14 protein-coding genes are annotated in these 21,257 nt (G+C 73.0%); 3 read left to right on the top strand and 11 right to left on the bottom strand.

The genetic code is table 11. The features are described 5' to 3' along the window. The first annotated feature begins 213 nt into the window (after window positions 1-213). Window positions 214-4,458 (top strand): FG-GAP-like repeat-containing protein, encoded by a 4,245-nt coding sequence (locus JQN84_RS24220; protein ID WP_204960858.1) that lies wholly within the window; start codon window positions 214-216, stop codon window positions 4,456-4,458. A 158-nt stretch (window positions 4,459-4,616) separates the two neighbouring features. Here JQN84_RS24220 and JQN84_RS24215 read toward each other — a convergent pair whose 3' ends face one another. Continuing rightward, window positions 4,617-5,594 (bottom strand): hypothetical protein, encoded by a 978-nt coding sequence (locus JQN84_RS24215; RefSeq protein WP_204960857.1) that lies wholly within the window; start codon window positions 5,592-5,594, stop codon window positions 4,617-4,619. Window positions 5,595-5,736: 142 nt separating this feature from the next. Between JQN84_RS24215 and JQN84_RS24210 the strand changes: the two genes are divergently transcribed. Next, window positions 5,737-8,886 carry an AfsR/SARP family transcriptional regulator gene (locus tag JQN84_RS24210; RefSeq protein WP_204960856.1) on the top strand — a complete coding sequence of 1,050 codons (3,150 nt, stop codon included), beginning with the start codon at window positions 5,737-5,739 and terminating at the stop codon, window positions 8,884-8,886. Between the two features lie 17 nt (window positions 8,887-8,903). Here JQN84_RS24210 and JQN84_RS24205 read toward each other — a convergent pair whose 3' ends face one another. From JQN84_RS24205 to JQN84_RS24165, 9 genes are all read right to left on the bottom strand, one after another. After that, window positions 8,904-9,425, bottom strand: coding sequence for a nucleotidyltransferase family protein (locus JQN84_RS24205; protein ID WP_307821432.1), 522 nt, complete (start codon window positions 9,423-9,425; stop codon window positions 8,904-8,906). Window positions 9,426-9,564: 139 nt separating this feature from the next. Continuing rightward, a complete protein-coding gene (locus JQN84_RS24200) occupies window positions 9,565-10,551 on the bottom strand; it encodes an XdhC family protein (protein ID WP_204960854.1) in 987 nt (328 codons plus the stop codon). Beyond that, window positions 10,541-12,655 carry a xanthine dehydrogenase family protein molybdopterin-binding subunit gene (locus JQN84_RS24195; RefSeq protein WP_204960853.1) on the bottom strand — a complete coding sequence of 705 codons (2,115 nt, stop codon included), beginning with the start codon at window positions 12,653-12,655 and terminating at the stop codon, window positions 10,541-10,543. The genes JQN84_RS24200 and JQN84_RS24195 overlap by 11 nt, the downstream gene beginning before the upstream one ends. Then, the gene (locus tag JQN84_RS24190) at window positions 12,652-13,647 is read right to left on the bottom strand and encodes an FAD binding domain-containing protein (protein ID WP_204960852.1); all 996 of its coding nucleotides are present in this window, start codon (window positions 13,645-13,647) and stop codon (window positions 12,652-12,654) included. The genes JQN84_RS24195 and JQN84_RS24190 overlap by 4 nt, the downstream gene beginning before the upstream one ends. Beyond that, the gene (locus JQN84_RS24185) at window positions 13,644-14,183 is read right to left on the bottom strand and encodes a 2Fe-2S iron-sulfur cluster-binding protein (RefSeq protein ID WP_204960851.1); all 540 of its coding nucleotides are present in this window, start codon (window positions 14,181-14,183) and stop codon (window positions 13,644-13,646) included. The genes JQN84_RS24190 and JQN84_RS24185 overlap by 4 nt, the downstream gene beginning before the upstream one ends. 62 nt (window positions 14,184-14,245) lie before the next feature. Further along, window positions 14,246-15,523: a low temperature requirement protein A gene (locus JQN84_RS24180; protein ID WP_204960850.1), complete on the bottom strand. Its 1,278-nt coding sequence runs from the start codon at window positions 15,521-15,523 to the stop codon at window positions 14,246-14,248. Between the two features lie 28 nt (window positions 15,524-15,551). Then, window positions 15,552-16,181: a class I SAM-dependent methyltransferase gene (locus JQN84_RS24175; protein WP_204960849.1), complete on the bottom strand. Its 630-nt coding sequence runs from the start codon at window positions 16,179-16,181 to the stop codon at window positions 15,552-15,554. Then, window positions 16,178-17,167: an alpha/beta hydrolase gene (locus tag JQN84_RS24170; RefSeq protein ID WP_239486093.1), complete on the bottom strand. Its 990-nt coding sequence runs from the start codon at window positions 17,165-17,167 to the stop codon at window positions 16,178-16,180. The genes JQN84_RS24175 and JQN84_RS24170 overlap by 4 nt, the downstream gene beginning before the upstream one ends. A 53-nt stretch (window positions 17,168-17,220) precedes the next feature. Next, the gene (locus tag JQN84_RS24165) at window positions 17,221-17,526 is read right to left on the bottom strand and encodes a putative quinol monooxygenase (RefSeq protein ID WP_204960848.1); all 306 of its coding nucleotides are present in this window, start codon (window positions 17,524-17,526) and stop codon (window positions 17,221-17,223) included. Window positions 17,527-17,856: 330 nt separating this feature from the next. Here JQN84_RS24165 and JQN84_RS24160 point away from each other — a divergent pair, with 330 nt between their 5' ends. After that, window positions 17,857-18,459 (top strand): ferritin-like domain-containing protein, encoded by a 603-nt coding sequence (locus JQN84_RS24160; RefSeq protein WP_204960847.1) that lies wholly within the window; start codon window positions 17,857-17,859, stop codon window positions 18,457-18,459. Here the strand turns inward: JQN84_RS24160 and JQN84_RS24155 are convergent. After that, entirely contained in the window at window positions 18,395-21,160 is a 2,766-nt protein-coding gene (locus JQN84_RS24155; protein ID WP_204960846.1) for an ATP-binding protein, read from the bottom strand. The genes JQN84_RS24160 and JQN84_RS24155 overlap by 65 nt on opposite strands. Window positions 21,161-21,257 lie beyond the last annotated feature (97 nt).

Genomic DNA, 21,257 nt, shown 5'->3' with positions numbered 1-21,257 from the left:
ACCCCGACGACGGGACCTGCGGACGGCCCGGTCGCCGTGGTCCGTTTCAACCACGGAGCCGGGCTTTGCGGGTCAGCTTGACCACCCGACGGGCGATACGCTCTCCGGCGGCAGGGAACCGCGCCGGCCCTACGCCGTCCGCCTTCCCCGCTGACGGCGCAGGAGCGCCGAGCGGGTGGCCGTCCGTGACCGGCCCGGCAGGCGGAGGCGTCCATGTCGTCGTCCCAGCATCCATCGGTATCGACCCGAACCGGCCGGCGGAACGGGTCCTCCCGTCGTAGTCTGGCGGGCGGTCTGGTCGCCGCCCTGCTGGCCGGCCTCGCCGTGACGATCGGCGGTGGCGCGCCGGCACACGCCGTCGACCCCAACGGCCTGTCGCCCTTCGTCAGCTACAACATGCAGGGCAGCGACAACGGCAACCGGTGGAGCCACCAGGTCGCCGACATGGCGGCCCGCTTCCCGGTGGTCATGATCCAGGAGGCCGGCCCGAGTCTCCCCGTTCCCTTCAACGGGGAAGTGGAGGACATAGCGATCCGACGGCCGAGCGTGCCCCGCGGCGTCCAGTACGTACAGCACTCCCGGTGGGCCCCGCAGGGCTCCTCACGCGGCCCCCTCCACCACGTCTACTTCTTCCAGACCGACCCCCAATGGATCGAACACACCAACGTGATGCTCTGGGAGGGCGGCCGGGTCAACCTCGTCACGATCACCGACCAGCCCGCCGACGACGTGATGGTCGTCGAGAACCCCCGCTTCCGGGCGGACCCTGTTACCGGCGACCCGAACGCCTACCGCTTCCGGCCGCTGCTGGGGCTCCGGTTCGGCAACGTCTGGTACTTCAACGTCCACGCCCGCGGCAGCGACGTACAGGACCTGCTGGCGCGGGCGCGGGCCCGAATGGGGCCCGGGCAGACCTACGTGATTGCCGGTGACTACAACGTCAACATCATCAACCGCACCACCCAGGAGGCGCGGGACCTGAGCCTGCACCTCGAGCCGAACGAAAACCTCTTCCGCACCGGAGAGTGGACCCACGTCGACTCCGACACGGGTAGCCGGAGCGAACTCGACTTCGCGATCAGCAACGTCCCCGGCCTGAACTTCGTCGCCTGGTCGCCCGACACACCGCGGTCGGACCACCGCCCGGTCTACTACAACACGGTACGCACCCCGCCTGCGCCGGTCCGACCGATCCACGTCAACCCGGTGCTGATCCGTAGCGATCACGGCGAGTTCCTGGATCAGACCGCCAACGGCACCTTCGTCGCCTACCGGCGGCAGAACAACGAGAACCAGGTGTTCGAGCACCTGCTCGCCGAGGACTTCTGGAACGTCCTGCGCAACCGCCGCACGAAACAGTGCGTGGGCATGGCGAAGCCGCTGGAGGACCGGACTTTGAACCCGGTGCTGCCGGTGGACTGCGACGACCCGGGGGCCCGGTGGGCGATCGAGGACCCGCCGGCGGAGGGCGGCCCGGCCATGTGGCGCAACGTCTCCTACCCGGACGCCTGCCTGAGCATGCCCGAGCTCGAGGGTCAGCCGATGGTCACCGAGTACTGCGACCCGGACAAGAGGCCACAGCGGATCTGGGAGGTCGCCGCCCGCATCCCCGAGAGCCAGTGGGAGACGACGGTCACCAACCAGACGATCCAGTCCGTCACCTCCGGCAGCTACCTCGACGTCTTCCGGGGGCTGTCGGGGGACGACTCCCCCGTGATCACCTATCCGCCCCGGGACGTCAGCAACCAGCGCTGGCGGCTCGAAACCGTGGACCAGGGGGACAACCTCGTCCGGCTGCGGCCCGAGCACGCCACCGAGGACTGCCTCGACGTCTACCGCAGCGACGACGACGCGCAGCCCAAGCAGGCGGTGGTCTACCGCTGCGACGACCCGGGATCCACCAACGACGGCGAGGGGCACCGCTGGCGGGTGGAGTACATCGCCGACTCCCAACCGGACGACCCGGACCTCCCGACCGAGGTGACGTTCCGCAACGAGGCCACCCACCTGTGCCTGGAGGCCTCGGACCGGGCCGAGGCCCCGGCTGTCGCCGCCGTCTGCGACGACAGTCACTCCCAACGGTGGCGCATCGGTCCGCGGAGCCCGGCGCCGGGCCCGGGGCCGACGACGCCGCCGGACCGTGACCCGTCGCCGCGCCCCACCCGGCTGCCGCCACGCTCCAATCCCAGCACCGACCTGCGGCTGATGCCGCTGGGCGACTCCATCACCTACGGCGTCGGCGCGGCGGGGAACAACGGGTACCGGCGCGAACTGTTCGACTCCCTGCAGTCGGTGACGACCTCGCTCGACTTCGTCGGCTCCATGCGCCAGGGCGACTTCGCCGACCCCGACCACGAGGGTCACCCCGGCTGGCGGATCGACCAGATCGACAAGCTGGCGACGAGCTGTTCCATCCCGTCCTACCGCCCGAACGTGGTGACCCTGCACATCGGCACCAACGACATGCGCAGCTCCGAGGGCGCCGAGGGTGCCCCGAAGCGCCTGCGCGCGCTGATCGAGGACGTGCTCGACCAGGCCCCGGAGACCACCGTGCTGGTGGCGACCCTGATCCTGTCCAACGATCCGGCCGTCAACGCGCGGGTGCAGGACTACAACCGGCAGATCCCGGGGATCGTCGCGAACCTGCGCGCGCAGGGCAGGTACGTACGCACGGTCGACATGTCCGCCGTCACCGCGGCCGACATGACCGACAACCTCCACCCGAACGCCGCCGGGTTCGGCAAGATGGCCGCCGCGTGGCGGGCGGCGATCGTTGACGCGCTACACGAGCACTGGATCGCCCCGCCGGCCACGGTGTCCGGCACCGCCAAGGCGTGTGCCGCCGAGACGCCGTCGCCGGGCGATGGTGGCGACGACGGCTGGAACTGGGCCGGCGTGGTGGCCTCCGGCGTCGGGGCGAGCCGGGACCACGTCCGGCTGGCCGACCTGGACGGTGACGGCCGCGACGACTACCTCGTGGTCGACGCCGGCGGCCAGGTCTCGGGCTGGCTGAACGCTCCGGGACCGAACGGATGGGGCTGGAAGTACGCCGGCGTCGTCGCCTCGGGAGTGGGCGCGACACGCGACCAGGTGCGCTTCGCCGACCTCAACGGCGACCACAAGGCCGACTACCTGGTGGTCGACGACGCCGGGCGGGTCAGCGCGTGGATCAACGACTACCAGCCCGGCACCGGCTCACGCTGGATCGGGGCGGGCGTCGTCGCCACCGGTGTCGGCGCCACCCGGGACCGGGTGCGGTTCGCCGACCTGGACGGCGACGGCCGCGACGACTACCTCGTGGTCGACGACCAGGGCACGGTCACTGCCTGGCTCAACAACCGGGGCGGCACGGGGTCGGCCTGGATCGGTCAGGGACAGGTCGCCGCCGCCGCCGGAGTCACCCGGGACGGGCTGGTGCTCAAGGACCTCGACGCCGACGGCCGCGACGACTACCTCTTCATCGACGACGCCGGTCGGATCAAGGCCTGGCTCAACGACTTCGCCACCCGCGTCGGCGGGTGGAAGTACCAGGGTGAGATCGCCTCCGGTGTCGGGGTGGCCCGGTCCGGGGTCGCCATGGCCGAGATCAACGGGGACGGCCGGGCCGATTACCTGACGATCCGGGAGAACGGCATGATCACCGCCTGGTTCAACGACCGGTTCAGCGGTGTCGACCGGTGGGCGTGGCAGGGAACGGTCGCGCCCGGTGCCGGCGTGCCCGGGGCCCAGGTACGGTTCGCCGACCTGGACGGGGACGCCCGCGAGGACTACCTGGTGGTGAACGAGACCGGCCGGATCGCGGCGTGGCTGAACGCCGGCCGGGACGGCGACCAGAACTGGGGCTGGGTCTACCAGGGCATCGCGGCACCCGGGGTGGGGTCGACCGGTGACCGGGTACGGCTGGCCGACATCAACGGTGACGGCCGCGTCGACTACCTGGTCGTGGACGACTCCAGCCGGGTCCGGGCCTGGCTCAACGGCGGGAAGGACGGCAACGGCCGGTGGGTCTGGAACTCCGTGGGCGAGATCGCGGCCGGGGTGGGCGTCGCCGGTTCGCAGGTGCGCTTCGCCGACGTGGACGGTGACCGCAAGGCCGACTACCTGGTGGTCGACGCCGCAGGCCGGGTTCGGGCCTGGCACAACAACCGCGGCGGCTCCGGGGCGCCCTGGGGCGATCTGGGCCTGATCGCCACCGGGGTGGGGGTCACGGATGCCGAGGTCCGCTTCGCCGACGTCAACGGTGACCGCCGCGCCGACTACCTGGCCGTCGACGATGCGGGCCGGGTGCGGGCCTGGCTGAACGATCCCGCCGGCGGGTGGACCCTCGCGGGGGAGATCGCCACCGGCATCGGTGCCTCCGGCGACCAGGTCCGCCTGGCCGACGTCAACGGTGACCGCCGCGCCGACTACCTGATCGTCGGTGCCGACAGCGCGGTCCGGGCCTGGCTGCGCCGCTAGGTGTCAGGTGGGCAGCCGCCGCCGACCAGGTTCGTGTGGTGACGGGCCCCGGCGGAGTGGTCCGCCCGGAGCCCGGGCACGAGTGGTGACGGAAAGGGGCGCGGTCACCGCGCGACGACGGTGGTCGTCGCGCGGTGACCGCAGGGACGGGTGCGGGATCAGGCCGCGATGGTTTGCAGGTAGGCGATTCCTCCACAGGAGAGCGTGCTGAGGTTCTTGAACCACATCGCGAGCTGACGCTGCGAGGAGCCGTCACTGTTGATGCGCTGGATGTAGACCACGCGCGTGACCTCGAACTGGCAGTAGGTAGGGGCACTGCCCTGGGGAGACGGGCCGATCACGTATGCGGAGGTGACGGGATTCGCGTTGTTCCAGGTCGTGGACCAGGTGCCGCCGCCGCCCACGGTTCCGATGGTGAACTGCGACCCGATGGTGGTGGAGCCGAGCCGGACATCGGCCTGGCAGGTGATGGTCCCCACGTTCTTGACCTCCACCCAGATCTGCCGGAGCGAGCTGCCCGGCTGCACGGTCCAGATGCGGGTCACCTGGAACTGGCAGGCCGCCGAGCTGGTGGCCCCGTTCGGGTTGAGACCGGCGACCCAGATGGTGTTCCAGGGGACGTTCCACAGGTACGTCTGGGTGCCACCCGGATTGACGCCACCGGTCGAGACCAGGGACGAACTGGTCACCGCCGCCAGTTGCACCGTCGCGCCACAGGCGATCGAGCCGACGTTCTTCAGGGTGAACTGGAACTGCCGCTCCCCAGTGGACAGCTGGACGTACCGGCTGCTGATCGTCTCGAACTGGCAGGTGGCCGACGTGGTGGCGCCCGCCGGGTTGTAGCCGACCACGTAGGCGGCGTCGGCCGGGGCGTTGGTCCAGGTCCAGCCCTGAGTGCCGCCGGCCGCGACGGTGCCGGTGAACCACGCGGCGGCGGTGCCGATCCCGCCCTTCGCGGCGGGGCCCAGTCCGTTCGACGCCGCTGCGGCGGCCCGTGCGTCGCGCAGCGACGACTGGGACGACTGGGACGGCTGCGGCGGCTGCGCCGACTCGCCAGCCTGTGCGACCCCGACCGACGCGACGACCATGCCCAGCGTCGTCACCGCGAGGAGAGCCGCACGGATTCTTCGTCTCATTGAAGCTCCTTCACCTCATGTTCCGGGCCGTCCGCCCGGCTCCATCAGGCTGCGCGGCCCGGCTTGCCATCGGCTAGCCGTCCGATAGCCGCCCTGGCCGCAACGCCTAGAATCACTATCGATACGTCGATGTGGGGGCTGGATGACATGGCGCTTGCTCGGCCCGGTCGAGGCCGTGGTGCGGGGCGAGCGAGTGCCGCTGGGGCGACCCCAACAACGCGCCGTGCTGGCGTACCTGTTGCTCAACGCCAACGTGGTGGTGTCAGCGGAACAGCTGGCCGAGGCGCTGTGGGGCGGAGCTCTGCCCACCCGCGCACGGGCACAGGTCCAGGTCTGCGTCTCCCGGTTACGCCGGCTGACCCGCGCGGCCGGCATACCCGAAACAATTTACTCGGACTCCGGGGGGTACCGGCTTGAACTGGCCGGCGACGACCTGGACGTCGCGGTCTTCGCCGGGCTTGCCGAGACCGCACGTCGGTACGCCGACTCCGGCCGCCACGATCGGGCCACCACCCTGTTACGCCAGGCGTTGGCGTTGTGGCGTGGCCCGGCACTCGCGGGCGCGGCCGCCGCGTTCGTACCGGCCGCCGCCGCCGGCCTGCACGACAAGCGGCTCGCCGCGTCCGAGGACCTGTTCGACGCCGAGTTCGCGCTCGGTAGGCACGCCGCCGCGGTGGCGCCGCTGCGCGAACTGGTCACCGCGAACCCGTGGCACGAGGGTCTCGCCGTACGGCTGATGACAGCACTGGCCGGGTCCGGGCACCAGGCCGAGGCGCTGCGGGTGTACGAGCGGATCCGTCGCCTCCTCGCCGACGAACTGGGCATCGAGCCGGGCGCGCGGCTCGCGGAGGCCCACGTGCGGGTGCTGCGGCAACAGTTCCCGCCGGGCAGGCCCACGCCACCGGTCCCCCAGACCGGAACCGGTCTGCGGCCCGCCCAACTGCCCGCCGGCCTGGCCACCTTCACCGGCCGCGGCGACGCGCTCGCCGCGCTGGACACGATGCTGAGCCGGGCCCGGGACAACGGCGCCCTGGCGGTCGTCGCGGTCATCGGCACGGCCGGGGTGGGCAAGACGGCGCTGGCGGTCCAGTGGGCGCACCGGGTACGGCCCCTCTTCGACGACGGTCAGCTCTTCCTGGACCTACGCGGCTACTCGCCCGGCGTGGCGGTCGCGCCGCTGGACGCGTTGTCACGCTGCCTGCGCGCGCTCGGTGTGCCACCCACCCAGGTGCCTGACGACGTCGACGAGGCGACGGATCTCTACCGCAGCGTGCTCGCCGACCGGCGGATGCTGATCCTGCTCGACAACGCCCGCGACACCGCACACGTCCGGCCGCTGCTGCCCGGCGGCGCCGGCTGCCTGGTGATCGTCACCAGCCGTGACCGCCTCGGTGGGCTGGCCGCCCGGCACGACGCGCAGCGGCTGTCCCTGGACGTGCTCGCGCCGCACGAGGCCACCGAGCTGTTGACCCGCGTCGTCGGCGCGGAACGGGTCGCCGCGCAGCGGGACGCCCTCGCGGAACTGGCCAGTGACTGCGCGCACCTGCCGTTGGCCCTGCGCATCGCCGCAGCGGACCTGCACGGCCGGCCCAACGAGAAGGTCAGTGGGTACCTGGCACGGCTTCGGGCGGGCGACCCGCTGACCGTGCTGACCGTCCGGGACGACGAGCAGCTGGCGGTACGTTCGGCGTTCGCCGCTTCCTACCGGACGCTCCCGCCTCGACTCCAACGGCTCTTCCGGCTGTTCGGGCTGGTGCCCGGCTGCGACGTGACAGCGGAGTCGGCCGCCGCGATGCTGCGGTGCGGGGTCGACGAGGCGGCGGACATGCTCTCCCGTATCGCCGACGCGCACCTGGCCCAGGAGCGGACGCCCGGCCATTTCGGCACCCACGACCTGCTCGGCCGGTACGTGACCGAGCTTGCGAAGATCGATGACGATCAGGAGACACTCGTCGAACTGCTGTCCTGGTACCTCTTCAGCGTGTACGCCGCAGCCGACCGGCTGTATCCACAGGTGTTGCGCGTGCCCACCCAGCTACCCGCGCCCGCCAGCCCACCGATGCGGTTCACCACCCACGTCGACGCCCTCGCCTGGCTCGACGCGCACCGGCACAACCTCGTCGCCGTGACCCGGCACGCGGCGCACCAGGAACTGCACACCGTCGCCTGGTCGTTGGCGGACGCGCTGCGCGGATACCTGTGGCTGGGAATGCACACCACGCAGTGGTCCGAGGTCGCGAAGACCGGTCTCTGCGCCGCTCAGGCCGACCGGCACGGACAGGCCGAGGCGGCGGCCCGGCTCAGTCTCGCCGCCCTGCACTGGCGGCTGGAACGGTTCGCCGAGGCGATCGACGACTATCGGCTCGCGTTGCGCTGCGCGAACCGTTCGGGATGGCGCGACGGCGAGGCAGCCGCGCTGGGCAACCTGGGCCCGGTCCATCGGATGACCGGCCAGCCGGGTGAAGCACTGCGGGTCATGGAGCAGGCGCTGGAGTTCAACAGGCGCAACGGCCGGACCGCAGGCGTCGCCGTCAACCACAACAACCTCGGACTGGTCTGCGCCGACCTCGGACGGCTGCGCGAAGCCGCCGACCACCACCACGCGGCGCTCACCCTGGCACACCAGGGCGGGACACCCTCCAGCCGGGCGCTCATCCTGAGCAACCTGGGCGTCGTCCATCACCTTCTCGGCCGGTCCGACGAGGCGTTGCGGACGTTGACCGAGGCCCTGGAACTGCATGAGCAGACGGGCAGCCGGGGTCGTGCGACGACGCTGTGCGCGCTGGCCCGGGTGCACTGCGACCGGGGCGACCAGCCACAGGCCGCCGGTCTCGCCCGGCAGGCCCTCGACATGGCGCGTGCGCCGGTCGAGCCCCGGGTCGAAGCGCTCGCTCTGCACGTCCTGGGCGTCGTCGAGGGCAGGACCGGCACCCTGTTGGACGCCCTACGGACCGCGCGCTCGACCGCGGACCGGTACATCGAGGCTGATGTCACCGTCAGCCTCGCCGAGATCGACGAGGCTTCGGCACCGTCCTGGTGTCATGCGGCGCTGTCCATCACCCGGCAGTGCGGCTACCTGCTGCTCGAAGGCCGGGCGCTGGCCGCCCGCGCCGCGGCCGAGTACCGCTCCGGTGACGTGGCCGCCGCCCGGCGCAGCGCGCGGCTGGCGGCACGGTCGCACGCCCGGACCGGCCACCAGCCGGGCACGGAACGCATCGAGAAGCTGCTCGCCCTCCTCGCGGAACCCTCGCCGGACCCCGCAGACGGGCTCGGTCGGCGTCACGAGTGGTGATGGGCAGGGAACGGTCCTTACCGTTCGTCGATGTCGTAGCCGGCGGCCACGTCGGCACACTCGACGACGCTCACCTGGTCGGCCCGCAGACGCAGGTACGCCCGCGCGCCCTGGTCGCCCCGCGCGGTCGCAGCCGCCTCCGCCCAGTGGTCGCGGCCCAGCAGAACCGGATGGCCCGGCTCGCCGTCGTAGCAGGCGCGGGCCAGACAGCCCGGGTGTGTGTGGGTCAGCAGCCGGGCCACCGCCGCTGCGGTGACCCCGGGCATGTCCACCAGGTGCACGCACACGGCGGAGATCCCGGGCAGGCCGGCGACCGTGTTCAGGCCGAGCCGCAACGACGAGGACATCCCCGCGGCCCAGAGCGGATTGTCGACGATGTGGACGCCGGTCAGGTCGACGGCCGACCGGGCCTGGCGGGCTCCGGCGCCGAGGACCGCGATGAGCGGTTCGCACCCGCCGTCCCGGAGCGCGCGGAGCGCCTGCCCGAGGAACACCGGCGCCTTGGGCGCTCCGTAGCGGCGTCCCGCCCCGGCGGCCAGGACCAGTCCGGCGACGGGGTTCGCCGCGCTGTGGGGGTTCGTCCCCGCCCATGGGACGTCCGTCGACCCGTTGGGGCGGATGAGGTGGTGGGAAGGGGTTGTCCGGCCGGCCGACGCACGGCCGACCGGTGGCCGGACGTCAACCATGGGTCGTCGTCGCCGGGTGGACGCCGATGGGGAGCCGGGAGTCGCGCAGCCGGCCTCCGGCCCGGCCGTTCCCCGCCGCGACGACCTCGGCGAGGATGGACAGGGCCGCCTCGGCCAGGGACGCGCCGCCCAGGTCCAGTCCGGCGGGACCGGCGAGTCGGTCCAGGCCGGGTGTGCCGGCGAGACGTCGCAGGCGCTGCGCGTGGGTGGCCCGGCTGCCGAGCGCCGCGACGTGTCCCGCGCCGCCGGCCAGCGCTGCGCGGATCGTCCGGTCGTCGATGCGGGGGTCGTGGCTCAACGTGACCACGGCGTCGCCGGGTCCGAGCGGGTGACGGGTCAGCCATTCGTCCGGCCAGGCGCGCACCACCCGGGCGCTGGCCGGCAGCGCCCCGGATCCGACGTGGCCGGGGCGTGGGTCGATGACGGACACCGCCAGGTCCAGTGGCTCCGCCAGGGTGGCCACCACCGCGGCCAGGTCGGTCGCTCCGGCGAGCACCAGCCGCCGTCGGCGCGGCAGGGCCTCGACGTACGCCGGCTGGTCGCCGGGGAGCTGGTCCGTGGTCGGGGCCACCGACCACCGGTACGGCGGCTGTAGTCCGACGCCCACCGCGACGGGTCTGTCCTGCCGCAACGCCATGGTGATCGCGTCGTGCACCGGCGGGGGTGGTGCCGGCAGGACCAGCACCTGCATGGTGGCGGAGCAGGCGGGCACGTCCTCCCACGGCAGCAGGAACTCCCCCGGTGTCACCGGCAGCACGTGCGCCGCCGCTCCGGCGAGAACGGCGCGGGCAGCTTCCACGACGATGGCTTCCACGCAGCCCCCGGACACCGAGCCGCGCCACGTGCCGTCCGCCGCGATCGCCATCGTCGATCCGAGTGGCCGTGCTCCCGGGCCGTCGCGGGCCACCAGCCGGGCGAGGGCGACGGGGCGTCCGGCCCGGCGGTGGGCGTCGACGAACGACCAGACCTCACGCAGCATCGGGGGTGCCCGGGTCGGCGGGCTCCAGCACCCGGTCGAGGCGGATCGGGAGGATCCGCTGGCGGGTGCCCGTGGCGTGCCACACGGCGTTGGCGATCGCCGCCGCGGTGCCGGCCGTGCCGATCTCGCCGAGCCCGTTGAAGCCCGACGGGTCCTGCGGCTCGTAGTCGGGCACGAAGTCGGCCTCGACGTCGGGCACGTCGGCGTGGGCGGCGACGTGGTAGCCGGCGAAGTCGCCGTTGGTCTGCCTGCCGGTGCGGGGGTCGCGCACGTTCTCCTCGTGCAGCGCCATGGAGAGCCCCATGATCATTCCCCCGATCACCTGGCTGCGGGCGAGCAGCGGGTTGATCACCCGGCCCACGGCGAACATGCCGAGCAGGCGACGTACCCGTACCTCGCCGGTCGACGGGTCGACGGTCACCTCCGCGAAGACGGCGCTGTAGGTCTGCCGTTCCCGGCCGGGCCGGTAGTCGATCATGGTGGTGGTGTCCACCGTCGCGGTCACCGGCCGGGCCGGGTCGCCCAGGTTCTCCCGCAGTTTCCTGGCGGCCTCGGTGATGGCGAAGGACCAGGACGTCGTGCCCCGGGAGCCGCCCGCGCCCCAGGCCATGCCGAGGTCGCTGTCGCCGATCCGGATGCGGACCAGCTCCGTGCCGACCCCGAGCGCGTCGGCGGCGACCGCCGTCAGCACGGTACGGGCACCCGTGCCGATGTCGCTCGCGCCGACCGACACCGTGAACGTCCCGTCCGCCTCGGCCGTGATCGAGGCCGTCGACGGGAACACCCCGGCACCGAAGGAGGTGGTGGCCATGCCGGTGCCGATCAGCAGTGGACCCTCGCGCCGGCCACGCGGACGCCGGTCGCGCGTGGCCCAGCCGAACCGGCGCGCTCCCTCCCGCAGGCAGGAGACCAGCCGGCGGCTGCTGAAGGGCAGCCCCGACACGGGCCCGACGGTGGGCTGGTTGCGCAGGCGCAACTCCAGCGGGTCGATGTCCAGCCGCTCCGCCACCTCGTCGATCGCCGATTCCAGGGCGAACGAGCCGGGCGTCGCGCCCGGCCCGCGCATCGAGGCCGGCGGCAGGATGTCGAGGGGTACGGCGGTCAGCTGCGTGCGGATCGCCGACGCCGAGTACAGGATCTTGGCCTGCTCGGTGCACCACTCGATGTACTCGGCGAGCGGCGAGAGGGCGTACGCCGGTCGGTGGTGGATGGCGCGTAGTCGGCCGTCGGCGTCAGCGCCGATGCGGACCAGCTGGTCCGTCGGAGGCCGCGACGCGGTCGCCTCGAAGACCTGCGCCCGGGTCAGGACGACCCGCACCGGGCGTCCGAACCGCGCACTGGCCATCGACCCGAGGATCACCTGCGGGCCGCAGGCGCCCTTACCGCCGAAGCCGCCCCCGACATGCTCGGCGCGGATGTGCACCCGCTCCCGGTCGATGGACCACAGCGCGGCCAGCACCTCGGCCACGCTGAACGCGCCCTGGTTGGCGTCCACGGCGTACACCTGGCCCCCGTCCCACCACACGGTCGCGGCATGCGGCTCCAGGGCGCTGTGGCTCTCCTCCGGGGTGCGGTACCGCTCGTCGACCACGACCGCCGACGCCGACAGTTCCGCGTCCACGTCACCGGTGTCCGCCTCCGGGCCGAAAGCGGTCGATGCCGGCCGGGCCGCCGGGTGCTCCAGGCTGAAGTCCAGGTCGTGCGGCTCGACGTCATAGGTCACCCGCAGCGCCGCCGCTGCCGCCCGCGCCTGCTCGGGCGTTTCCGCCACCGCCAGCGCTACCGGCCGGCCGGCGTACGGGATCACGTCGTCCTGGAGCAGTTGCATGCTGCCGTCCGGGCCGAAGTAGTTGCCGGCCCGGGGGTTGAGCCGGGGCGCGTTGCGGTGGTCGAGCACCCCCAGCACACCCGGCATGCCGAGCGCGGTCGAGGCGTCGATGTCGCGGATCCGGCCCCGGGAGATGGGGGCGGTCACCAGCCAGCCGTGGGCCAGGTCCGGCATCGGCACGTCCGCGGCGTAGCGGGCGACTCCGGTGACCTTGAGCGGGCCCTCGATCCGGGGGCGCGGGGCGCCGACGGCACCGGGGTCGAGGTTCGTGCTCATCGGTTTCCCTCCGTTGCGGCGAGCCCACCGAGCACGGCCTCGACCAGGTTTCGCGCCAGGGCCACCTTGTATCCGTTGTCGCGCAGGGGCTTCGCGGCGCTCAGTTCCGCCTCGGCGGCGGCGCGGAACAACCCGGCGGTGGGCCGGGCGTCGCGGAGCACGGCCTCGGCGGCGCGGGCCCGCCACGGATGCGACGCCACGCCGCCGAGGGCGATGCGCACGTCGCGTACCACGCCGTCGCGGACGTCGAGCGCGGCGGCGACGGAAACCGTCGCGAAGGCGTACGACGCGCGCTCGCGGACCTTGCGGTAGCGCGACCGGGGGATCCGCGCGGAGGCGGGTAGGGCGACGGCGGTGATCAGCGCGCCGGGCGGCAGCGCGGTCTCCCGGTCCGGACGGTCACCGACCGGCAGGTAGAACTGCTCCAACGGGATCTCCCCGGTGCCGTCAAGCGTCTCGTAGCGCACGACCGCGTCGAACGCGCAGAGCGCCACCGCCAGGTCCGAGGGGTGGGTGGCCACACAGTGCGCGGAGTGGCCGAGGACCGCGTGGTTGTGGTGGATTCCCTCGATGGCGGCACATCCACTGCCGGGGATCCGCTTGTTGCAGGGCGAGCAGAGGTCGGTGAAGTAGCCGCAGCGGGTCCGCTGCAACAGGTTGCCGCCCACCGTGGCCATGTTCCGCAGTTGGCCGGATGCGCCCGCCAGCACGGCCTGGGCCAGCGCCGGGAACCGGCGGCGCACCTCGGGGTGCGCGGCTGCGTCGCTGTTCGTGGTCGTCGCACCGATGACCAGCCCGCCGTCCGGTGCGTCGTGGACGCCGTCGAGGGGAAGCCGCCGTACGTCCACCAGCCGGGTCGGCTCCTCGACCCCGCACTTCATCAGGTCGACGAGGTTGGTGCCGCCGCCCAGATACCGGGCACCGGCATTCCCGGCGACCGCGGTGAGCGCCTCGTGGACCTGCGTGGCGCGCTGATAGGCGAACTCCCTCACCCCGCCACCCCCTGCCGGGCGGCGGTCTCGATCACCGCGCGGACGATCGACGGGTACGCTCCGCAGCGACACAGGTTGCCGCTCATCCGCTCGCGTACCTCGGCCTCGTCCAGTTCCGGCGCGCCGTCCGGTGGGTCGTCGACGGTGACGGCGCTGGGCCAGCCGGCCGCGTGCTCGGCGAGCATCCCGACCGCCGAACAGATCTGCCCCGGCGTGCAGAAGCCACACTGGAAGCCGTCCAGGCGCACGAACGCCTCCTGGATCGGCTGCAGCCTGCCCTCGACGGCCAGCCCCTCGACGGTGGTGATCGCGGCAGCGTCGGCGGCGACCGCGAGGGTCAGACAGGAGACCACCCGCCGGCCGTCGCGCAGCACCGTGCAGGCGCCGCACTGCCCGTGGTCGCACCCCTTCTTCGGCCCGGTGACGTCCAGGTCGTCCCGTAACACGTCGAGCAGCGTCCGACGGTTGTCCACCGACAGCCGGTGAGTCACGTCGTTCACCAGCAGCGATATCGTGCTGTGTGTCTGATCGGTCATCGTCGTCGCCTCCCGCTGATTGAATTCGGGTATCGCGTCGTTCGCAAGAAGTGTTCAGGTAATCAGTTATCGGATGCCGCATCCATCTCGATCCTCGCGATTCCTTGCTCGATCCTCCGCGATTCCGGTTTGCCGACGATCACCGTGGCGTCGACCAACGGAATCGTCGGACGTGAATTCCGACGGGACTGGCGGGTCTCGACGACGATCAGGACGATCAGGACGGCGACCAGCCCGGCCAGGCCGGCCATCGGGGCGAGCACGGCGGCAGCCGGACCGGCGGCGGTGAGCACTCCGGCCGTCACCAGGCGCGGCAGGCTCGTGGCACGGTGCACGAGCCGTTCGAACAGCAGGTGACCGGCCAGATAGAGGGCCGCACCGCCATAGAGGGACAGCGCATAGAAGGCCCCCAACGGCCCTGTCCCGTCGGCGTGGGCCACCACACCCTCCACCCCGAGCGCGGTGAGCACGATCCCGGCGACCAGGGGAAAGTGGCCGTAGGTGTACGCGTCGACGGCCAGGCTGACCCGGGCGGCGTCGTGCGCTGCGACGAGGCGACGCCGGGCCTCGGGTGCCACCACGTCGAAGTACAGCCACCACAGGCAGACGGCGGTCCCGACGCCGAGGACGGCGGCGGTCAGCAGCGGCACGCCGACGGGCTGGCCGGCGGCCCCCACCCCGATCGCGACAGTGGACTCACCGAGGGCCAGGATGATGAACAGGCCGTGCCGTTCGGTGAGGTGCGCCGGACTGTGCAGCCGCCAGGCGCCGCGCCGGGCCGTGAGGTAGATGCCGGCCCAGTCCACCAGCAACGCGACGCCGAACAGCAGCACCTGGGCCCAGCCACCCGCCAGCGCCCCGCAGAACAGCAGCGCCGCGCCGGCCAGCAGGGGTGGCCAGGTGACCGCGATCTGTTGCCGCAGGCCGGTGTCGCCGGTCGCGGCCACCGCGTAGACCGCGAGGTGCACCCACCGGACGAACAGGTAGGCGCAGACCAGGACGACCGGTCCGGGCAGGCCGCCTGGAGCGTCCCGCCAGGCCTCGGGAATGGCCAGGGCCACCACGAACATCGCCGCCATCGCGCCGACCATCCCCGCCCGCAGCAGGCCCTCGTCGGCCCGGGAGTGGTTGCCCAGCCAGGTGTAGCCGGACCACGTTCCCCACAGCAGGGCCAGGATCAGCAGCCCTCGCAGGACACCGTACGGGCTGTGCTCGTGGGCCAGGTAGGCGGTGATCTGGGTCGTCGCGAAGACGTAGACGAGGTCGAAGAAGAGCTCGAACGGCGTCGCGCGGTGGTCCTCGTCGACCGGCCGTACGGCCGGGTCGGGCCGGTTCCCCATGGCCGGTCCTCCTCTCGGGTTCCGTCGCTCAGGGGGCCAGGGACAGCAGCGTGCGGGGTCGCGCCGCGGCCCGGGGTCGCCGGCAGAAGTACACGAATGCCGGCGGCAGGTTCGCCCACACGGTGCGGCCGGTCACGACCTCCTCGAACCGGTCGCCCAGCGCCCACCGCAGCCGCCGGGCGGGCGGGGCGCTGCGGGCGAGCGTGTAGCCGAACGTGGTGAACGCCCCGTCCGGGGTGAGCGCGTCGGTGACGGCCTGCAGCAGTTCGTCCTGCTGGTTCCCGGCGAACGCCGCCCACGGCAGGCCGCTCACGATCACGTCCGCCCGGCGGTGGCCCCGCCGCGCCAGCACCTCGCCGAGGTCGCGTGCGTCGGCCACGGCGACGTCGAGCTGCGGGTACCGGGTGGCCAGCAGGCCCGCGAACCGCCCGTTGACCTCGACGGCGAGATGGTGGCCCCGGCCGGCGAGCCGGCGTTGGATGGCGGCCGTGAACGCCCCGGTGCCGGGGCCGAGTTCGACGACCAACGGCTCACCGACGTCGGGCACGGGTGCGGTGACGAGGTCGGCCAGCGGGCCGCCGCTGGGGGCGACCGCGGCGACGGTGAACGGGTCACGGAGGAACTCGCGCAGAAACTGCGCCCGATGGTTGTCGCTCATCGCCCGGCCCGCCGCCCGGCGAGCTGCGGCCGTGGGGTCAGCACCCGGGCGAGCCAGTCGGTGCGGGCGCGGCGGGCCTGGGCCGAGATCAGCGCCTGCGGGTACAGGGCGTCGAACCCGTGGAAGCCACCCGCCCAGACGTGCAGCTCGGCCTGGCCACCGGCGGCCCAGAGGCGGGTGGCGTAGGCGACGGCCTCGTCGCGGAACACCTCGGCGGTGCCGGCGTCGACGTAGGTGTCCGGGAGGCCGGACAGGTCGCCGGCCGTCGCGGGAGAGACGTGAGCGGGTACGGCGTCGTCGGCCAGGTCACCGAGCACCGACCGCCAGCCGAATTCGTTCATCTCGCGCGTCCACACGCCGGGTTCGCCGGCGTACTGGCGGCTGGAGGTGGTGTCGTTGTGGTGGTCGAGCATGGGGCAGATCAGCACCTGGGCGGCGAGCGGCGGGCCGCCGCGGTCGCGGGCCAGCAGGGCGACCCCGGCGGTGAGGCCACCACCGGCGCTGACCCCGGCGACGATGATCCGGCCCGGATCGACGCCCAGCTCGTCGGCGTGCCCGGCCACCCACAGCAGACCGTGGTAGCAGTCGTCGACCAGGCTGGTGCCGGTGGCCTCGGGCGCCAACCGGTAGTCCACGGAGACCACGACGGCGCCGAACAGGTCGAGCCACTCCAGCGGGATGTCGAGCTGGGAGAAGCGGTCGCCCATCACCATTCCGCCGCCGTGCATCCAGTAGACGCACGGGGCCGGGGCGGTGTGGTCCGGGCCGGCGGGGCTGAAGACGGACAGCGGGATGTCCGCGCCGTCGGCACCGGCGATGCTGACCTCGCGCCGGTCGACCGCCCGGCCTTCGAGCAGCGGCTCCACGGGCGTCGACGAGAACTGCCGGATCTGCGGGAGCACCTCGCGGTTGAGTTCGGGCACGAGCGGCATGTCGGCGAGCAACGCGCGCAGCTCGGGGTCGAGAGGGGGACGTGTCAGTGCCATGAGGGGTTTCCTGTTCGTGTTCGGTGCGCAGGGGCGGATGTCCGTGCCGGATCTCAGATGGCGGCCTTGCCGCCGATCGGCACCTCGTCGAGGTATGCCGGCTCACCGGCGAGCAACGGCTGGAGCCGGTTGACCAGGGCCTGTGCCTCGTCGGTGGCGAAGAACCGGTGATGCGCCTCCTCGGTGGTCCAACCCTCGGTGACGTGGACGACGTCGGAGTCGGCGGCGGATCGGCCGATCAGGAAGACGACGCAGTCCTCATTCGTCAGCGACGGCGAGGCGAGCAGGAAGTCGACCAGTTGGTCGCCCTTGCCGGGGCGGGCGGTCATGGTGGCGTGAAAGCCGTAGCTTGCGGTCATCGGGCACTCTCCTCGGCGGCTGCCACCGGATGTCGGCGGCGACGGTGTTGCCTGGCTGGGATCAACTTTCGGGGCCGCCCGGTCGCCCCTCTTCAGTCATCCGACTTCCGGGATCCGGGCCGCACCCTGCCGATGACCTAGCCGGTGGTGCTGCAATCGGGCAGCCCCGTGGCCGGGTGTGACCGGCGACGTGAGCGGAGTCGCCGGCGCACCGCGCCCCGGTGCCCTGGTGCGGGGGCTGCGGGCTCCGCCCACCGCCGGCATGTCGGCCCCGGGGTTAGGTCATTCGACAGATGCGCGGGCCGACAGCCGCGCCGCACCATCGACGGTGTGACGCCATCAGGACGGGAACACCCCGCATCGCCGCCCACCGTGCTGCGGATGCGCGAGGTCCGCGACCGGGCCCTGTTCGACCTCGACGACGGGCCGGTCACGCCGTCGAACCGGGCCGACCTTCCGGCGACCACGCGCCTGCTCAACGTGCTGCTGGCAAGCCTGGTCGTGTCCTCGTTGCAGTACGAGCAGCATGCGCTGGCCGTCCGCGCCCCGTCGGCCCGGCCGCTCGCGGAGCTCCTGTTCGCCGGGGCCGACCGCGACCGTGGTGACGCGCGGCTGGTCGCGACCCGGATCCGGCAGCTCGGGTGCGTCGGCGACTACGACCCGCAACACCTCGGCGCCCGGTCCCGGGTCGCCTTCCGGGCGTTCCCCGACGGTGACGTCGTCGGCATCGTGACGCAGAACCTCGTCGGGGCACGGGTCCTCGTTCAGACGTTGCAGGAGGCGGTGCGTTGGATCGGCGACGACGACCCCACCACCCGGCGGCTCCTGGAGCGGCTGCTCGAAGCGAAGGAGACGCAGGCCGACGAGCTCAGCGCGCCGGCTGCCCGGCAGCAGGCGGCGACAGCGCGTCCCGGAGCGCGGCCCGGGACGTGACGCCCAGCTTGGGGAAGATCCGGTACAGGTGGGCGCCGACGGTCCGGTGGGACAGGTACAGGCGTTCGGCGATCTGCTTGTTGGTCAGGCCGCTCGCCGCCAGCTGCGCGATCTGGAGTTCCTGCGCCGTCAGCGCGGTCAGGTCACCCCGCTGCCGGAGGGCCGGACGGTGACCGCAGGCGCGCAGTTCCCCTGCCACCCGGTCGAGCCAGGGCGCTGCGGGCAGGGCGGCGAATCCGTCCCGTGCGGCCAGCAGGTGCGGCCGGGCCTCCACCGGCGACCGGGTCCGCCGCAGCCGCTCACCGAGGGCCAACCGCACCCGGGCGGCGTCGTACAGCCACCGTCGGGTCGCGGCGTCGGCCAGCCGGGCCTCCACGCGGGTCACCGACTCGTCGTCGTCGAGGACGAGGGCCTCCGCGCCGGCCTGGAGCAGGGCCATCCGGGGCGACAAGCCAGCCACGTCCGCGTCCCGCATCGCCTGCACGTGGGCCCGGGCCTCGGCCGTCCGCCCGGTGCGTACGGCCGCCTCGACGAGGTCGAACATGACCCAGGTGCAGTGCGGCACGTGGGAGGCGAGCACGCCGGGCGGGCTCATCGCAGCGGCGTGGCCGAAGGCGGCGTCGTAGTCGCCCTGCCCCATGGCGGCGAGCACCCGGGGATGCTGCGCGAACAGCGCGGCGGCGGCGACGCCCCGGGGCAGCGCCCAATGGGTGATCTCGTCGGCGAGCGCATACGCCTCGTCGAACCGTCCCCGGCCGGCGGCGAGGATCGCCCGGTTGTACCTGAAGTACCACGCGAAGAACGAGAAGCCGCTGGTGTCGCAGGTCCGCTGGCCCTCCGCGGCGAGTTCCTCGGCCTCGTCCCACCGGCCGGTCAGGAAGTCGTCGAGGCACAGGTGCATCAGGGCCCCGAGGTGCCGGCGGGGCGCCCCGCCGTTGCGCCCCTGCTCGACCAGCCGCCAGGACACCTCCCGCGAGTCGCCGAGACGATCGAGGTACACCGAGGCCGTGCCGATCCGCATGATGCGGGTAGGGTCCTCGTTCTCGGTCAGCGTGCGGAGCACCGCGTCGATCCGGTCCAGCGCGGCCTTCCCGGTGCGCACCGGGTCGGCGAAGCTGTCGCTCGCCAGCGCGAGCACGTCCGGCGGCCGGGGCCGGATCCGGCGCAGCATCGCGAAGAACGGTTCCCAGTACTCCGGCGTGCTGCCGTACCAGCACAGCAGCAGCAGGGTGTGCATGGCCTCGACGAGCGCGGGGTCGTCGGCCCGGTAGCCGTGGTCGCCGGTCTCGATGGCACCCGCCAGCAGCCGGTGGGCGGTGTTCACGTCGCCGTCCCCGTTGATCATGAGGAAGGCGGTCGCGTTGGCCGCGTGCAGCGAACCGGCCGAGTCGGGAGCCGCCCGACGCGCGTCGGTCAGCAGGATCTTCGCGTCGTCGATGGTGCCGCTGGCCTCCGCGCCGATGTACGCGGCCTCGGCAAGCCGCCGCCCCCGGCCGGCGCTCGTGGCGCTCAGCTCGGCGGCGCGGACCAGGGCCGCCACCGCCGCGAACCCGTCCCCGCGCCGCATCACCCGGTGCGCCGCCTCCTCCAGGAGCTCCGCCACCGCCTCGTCCGGGCCGACGGCCGCCGCCGCGAGGTGCCAGGCGCGGCGTTCCCCGTCGTCGACCAGGGCTCCGGCGAGGGCGACGTGCGCGGTGCGGCGCTCCTCGTGGGTGGACATCGCCACGATCGCCGAGCGGATCAGTGGATGCCGGAACGCGATCCGGGCCGTGGCGTCGTCCACCCGGACGAGCTGCGCCCGCTCGGCGGGGGCCAGGTCGGCCAGGCTGGACTGGTCGGGCAGCGCGGCACGGAGCACCCGGACGTCGCCGGTGCCCTCGAAGGTGGCCAGGAGCAGCACCCGCCGGGTCGCCTCGGGCAGCCCGGTCAACCGGGCCGCGAAGATCGCCTGCAACCGGTCGCTGAGGGGGACCACCTCGGGCTGCGTCTCCGTGCGCCGCACGGAGCCGAGCAGCGCGGCGGGCAACTCCATCAGCGCGAGGGGGTTGCCCTGGGCAAGGTCGAGCAGGCGTCGGCGTACCCGCGCCGGCAGTTGCGGGTGGCGGGCATCGACCAGCCGCCCCGCGGCCTCGTCGTCGAGCGGCCCGACGACGTGCTCGGACAGCCCCCGCAGGTCGAGGAAGCTCACCGATCCCGCCCTGGTCGACGCCAGCAGCCCGGCCCGGACACCCGCCAGCCGCCGGGCGACGAAGCCGAGGACGACGGCGCTCGCGCGGTCGAGCCAGTGCACGTCGTCGACCACCAGCAGGACCGGCTCGTCGGCCGTGAGCTCCGTGACGAGCAGCAGGGCGGCGTTGCAGACCAGGAGGACGTCCGGGGGCGTGCCGACGCCGAAGCCGAGCGCCACCGACAGCGCCTCGCGCGAACCGGACGGAAGACGGTCGAGGGCCGCGTACGCGGGCAGCAGCAGCTGGTGCAGGCCGGAGTAGCTGACGTCGGCCTCGAACTCCGACCCGGACGCCCGCAGCACGCGCATCCCGTCCGCGAGGGCGAACTCCATGGCGGCGGTCATCAGGGCGGACTTGCCGACCCCCGGCTCGCCGCAGATCAGCCGCGCGCCGCCACCCTGGCGCACCACGTCGAGGAACTCGGCGAGCTGCGCCAGGTCGTCGTGGCGTCCGAACAGTTCGCTTCCGGCCACCCGCACCTCACGCGCCCGTCGTTGTCCGTCGGCCCCGGCCGACCTCGCCCTTTGTCCGGGCAGGCTACCGGGGTGTTCCGCCACCGGGATCGTCCGT

This window comes from Micromonospora humidisoli (assembly GCF_016900955.1).
Taxonomy (GTDB): domain Bacteria; phylum Actinomycetota; class Actinomycetes; order Mycobacteriales; family Micromonosporaceae; genus Micromonospora; species Micromonospora wenchangensis.
This window is presented reverse-complemented; position numbering and strand designations above follow the sequence as displayed.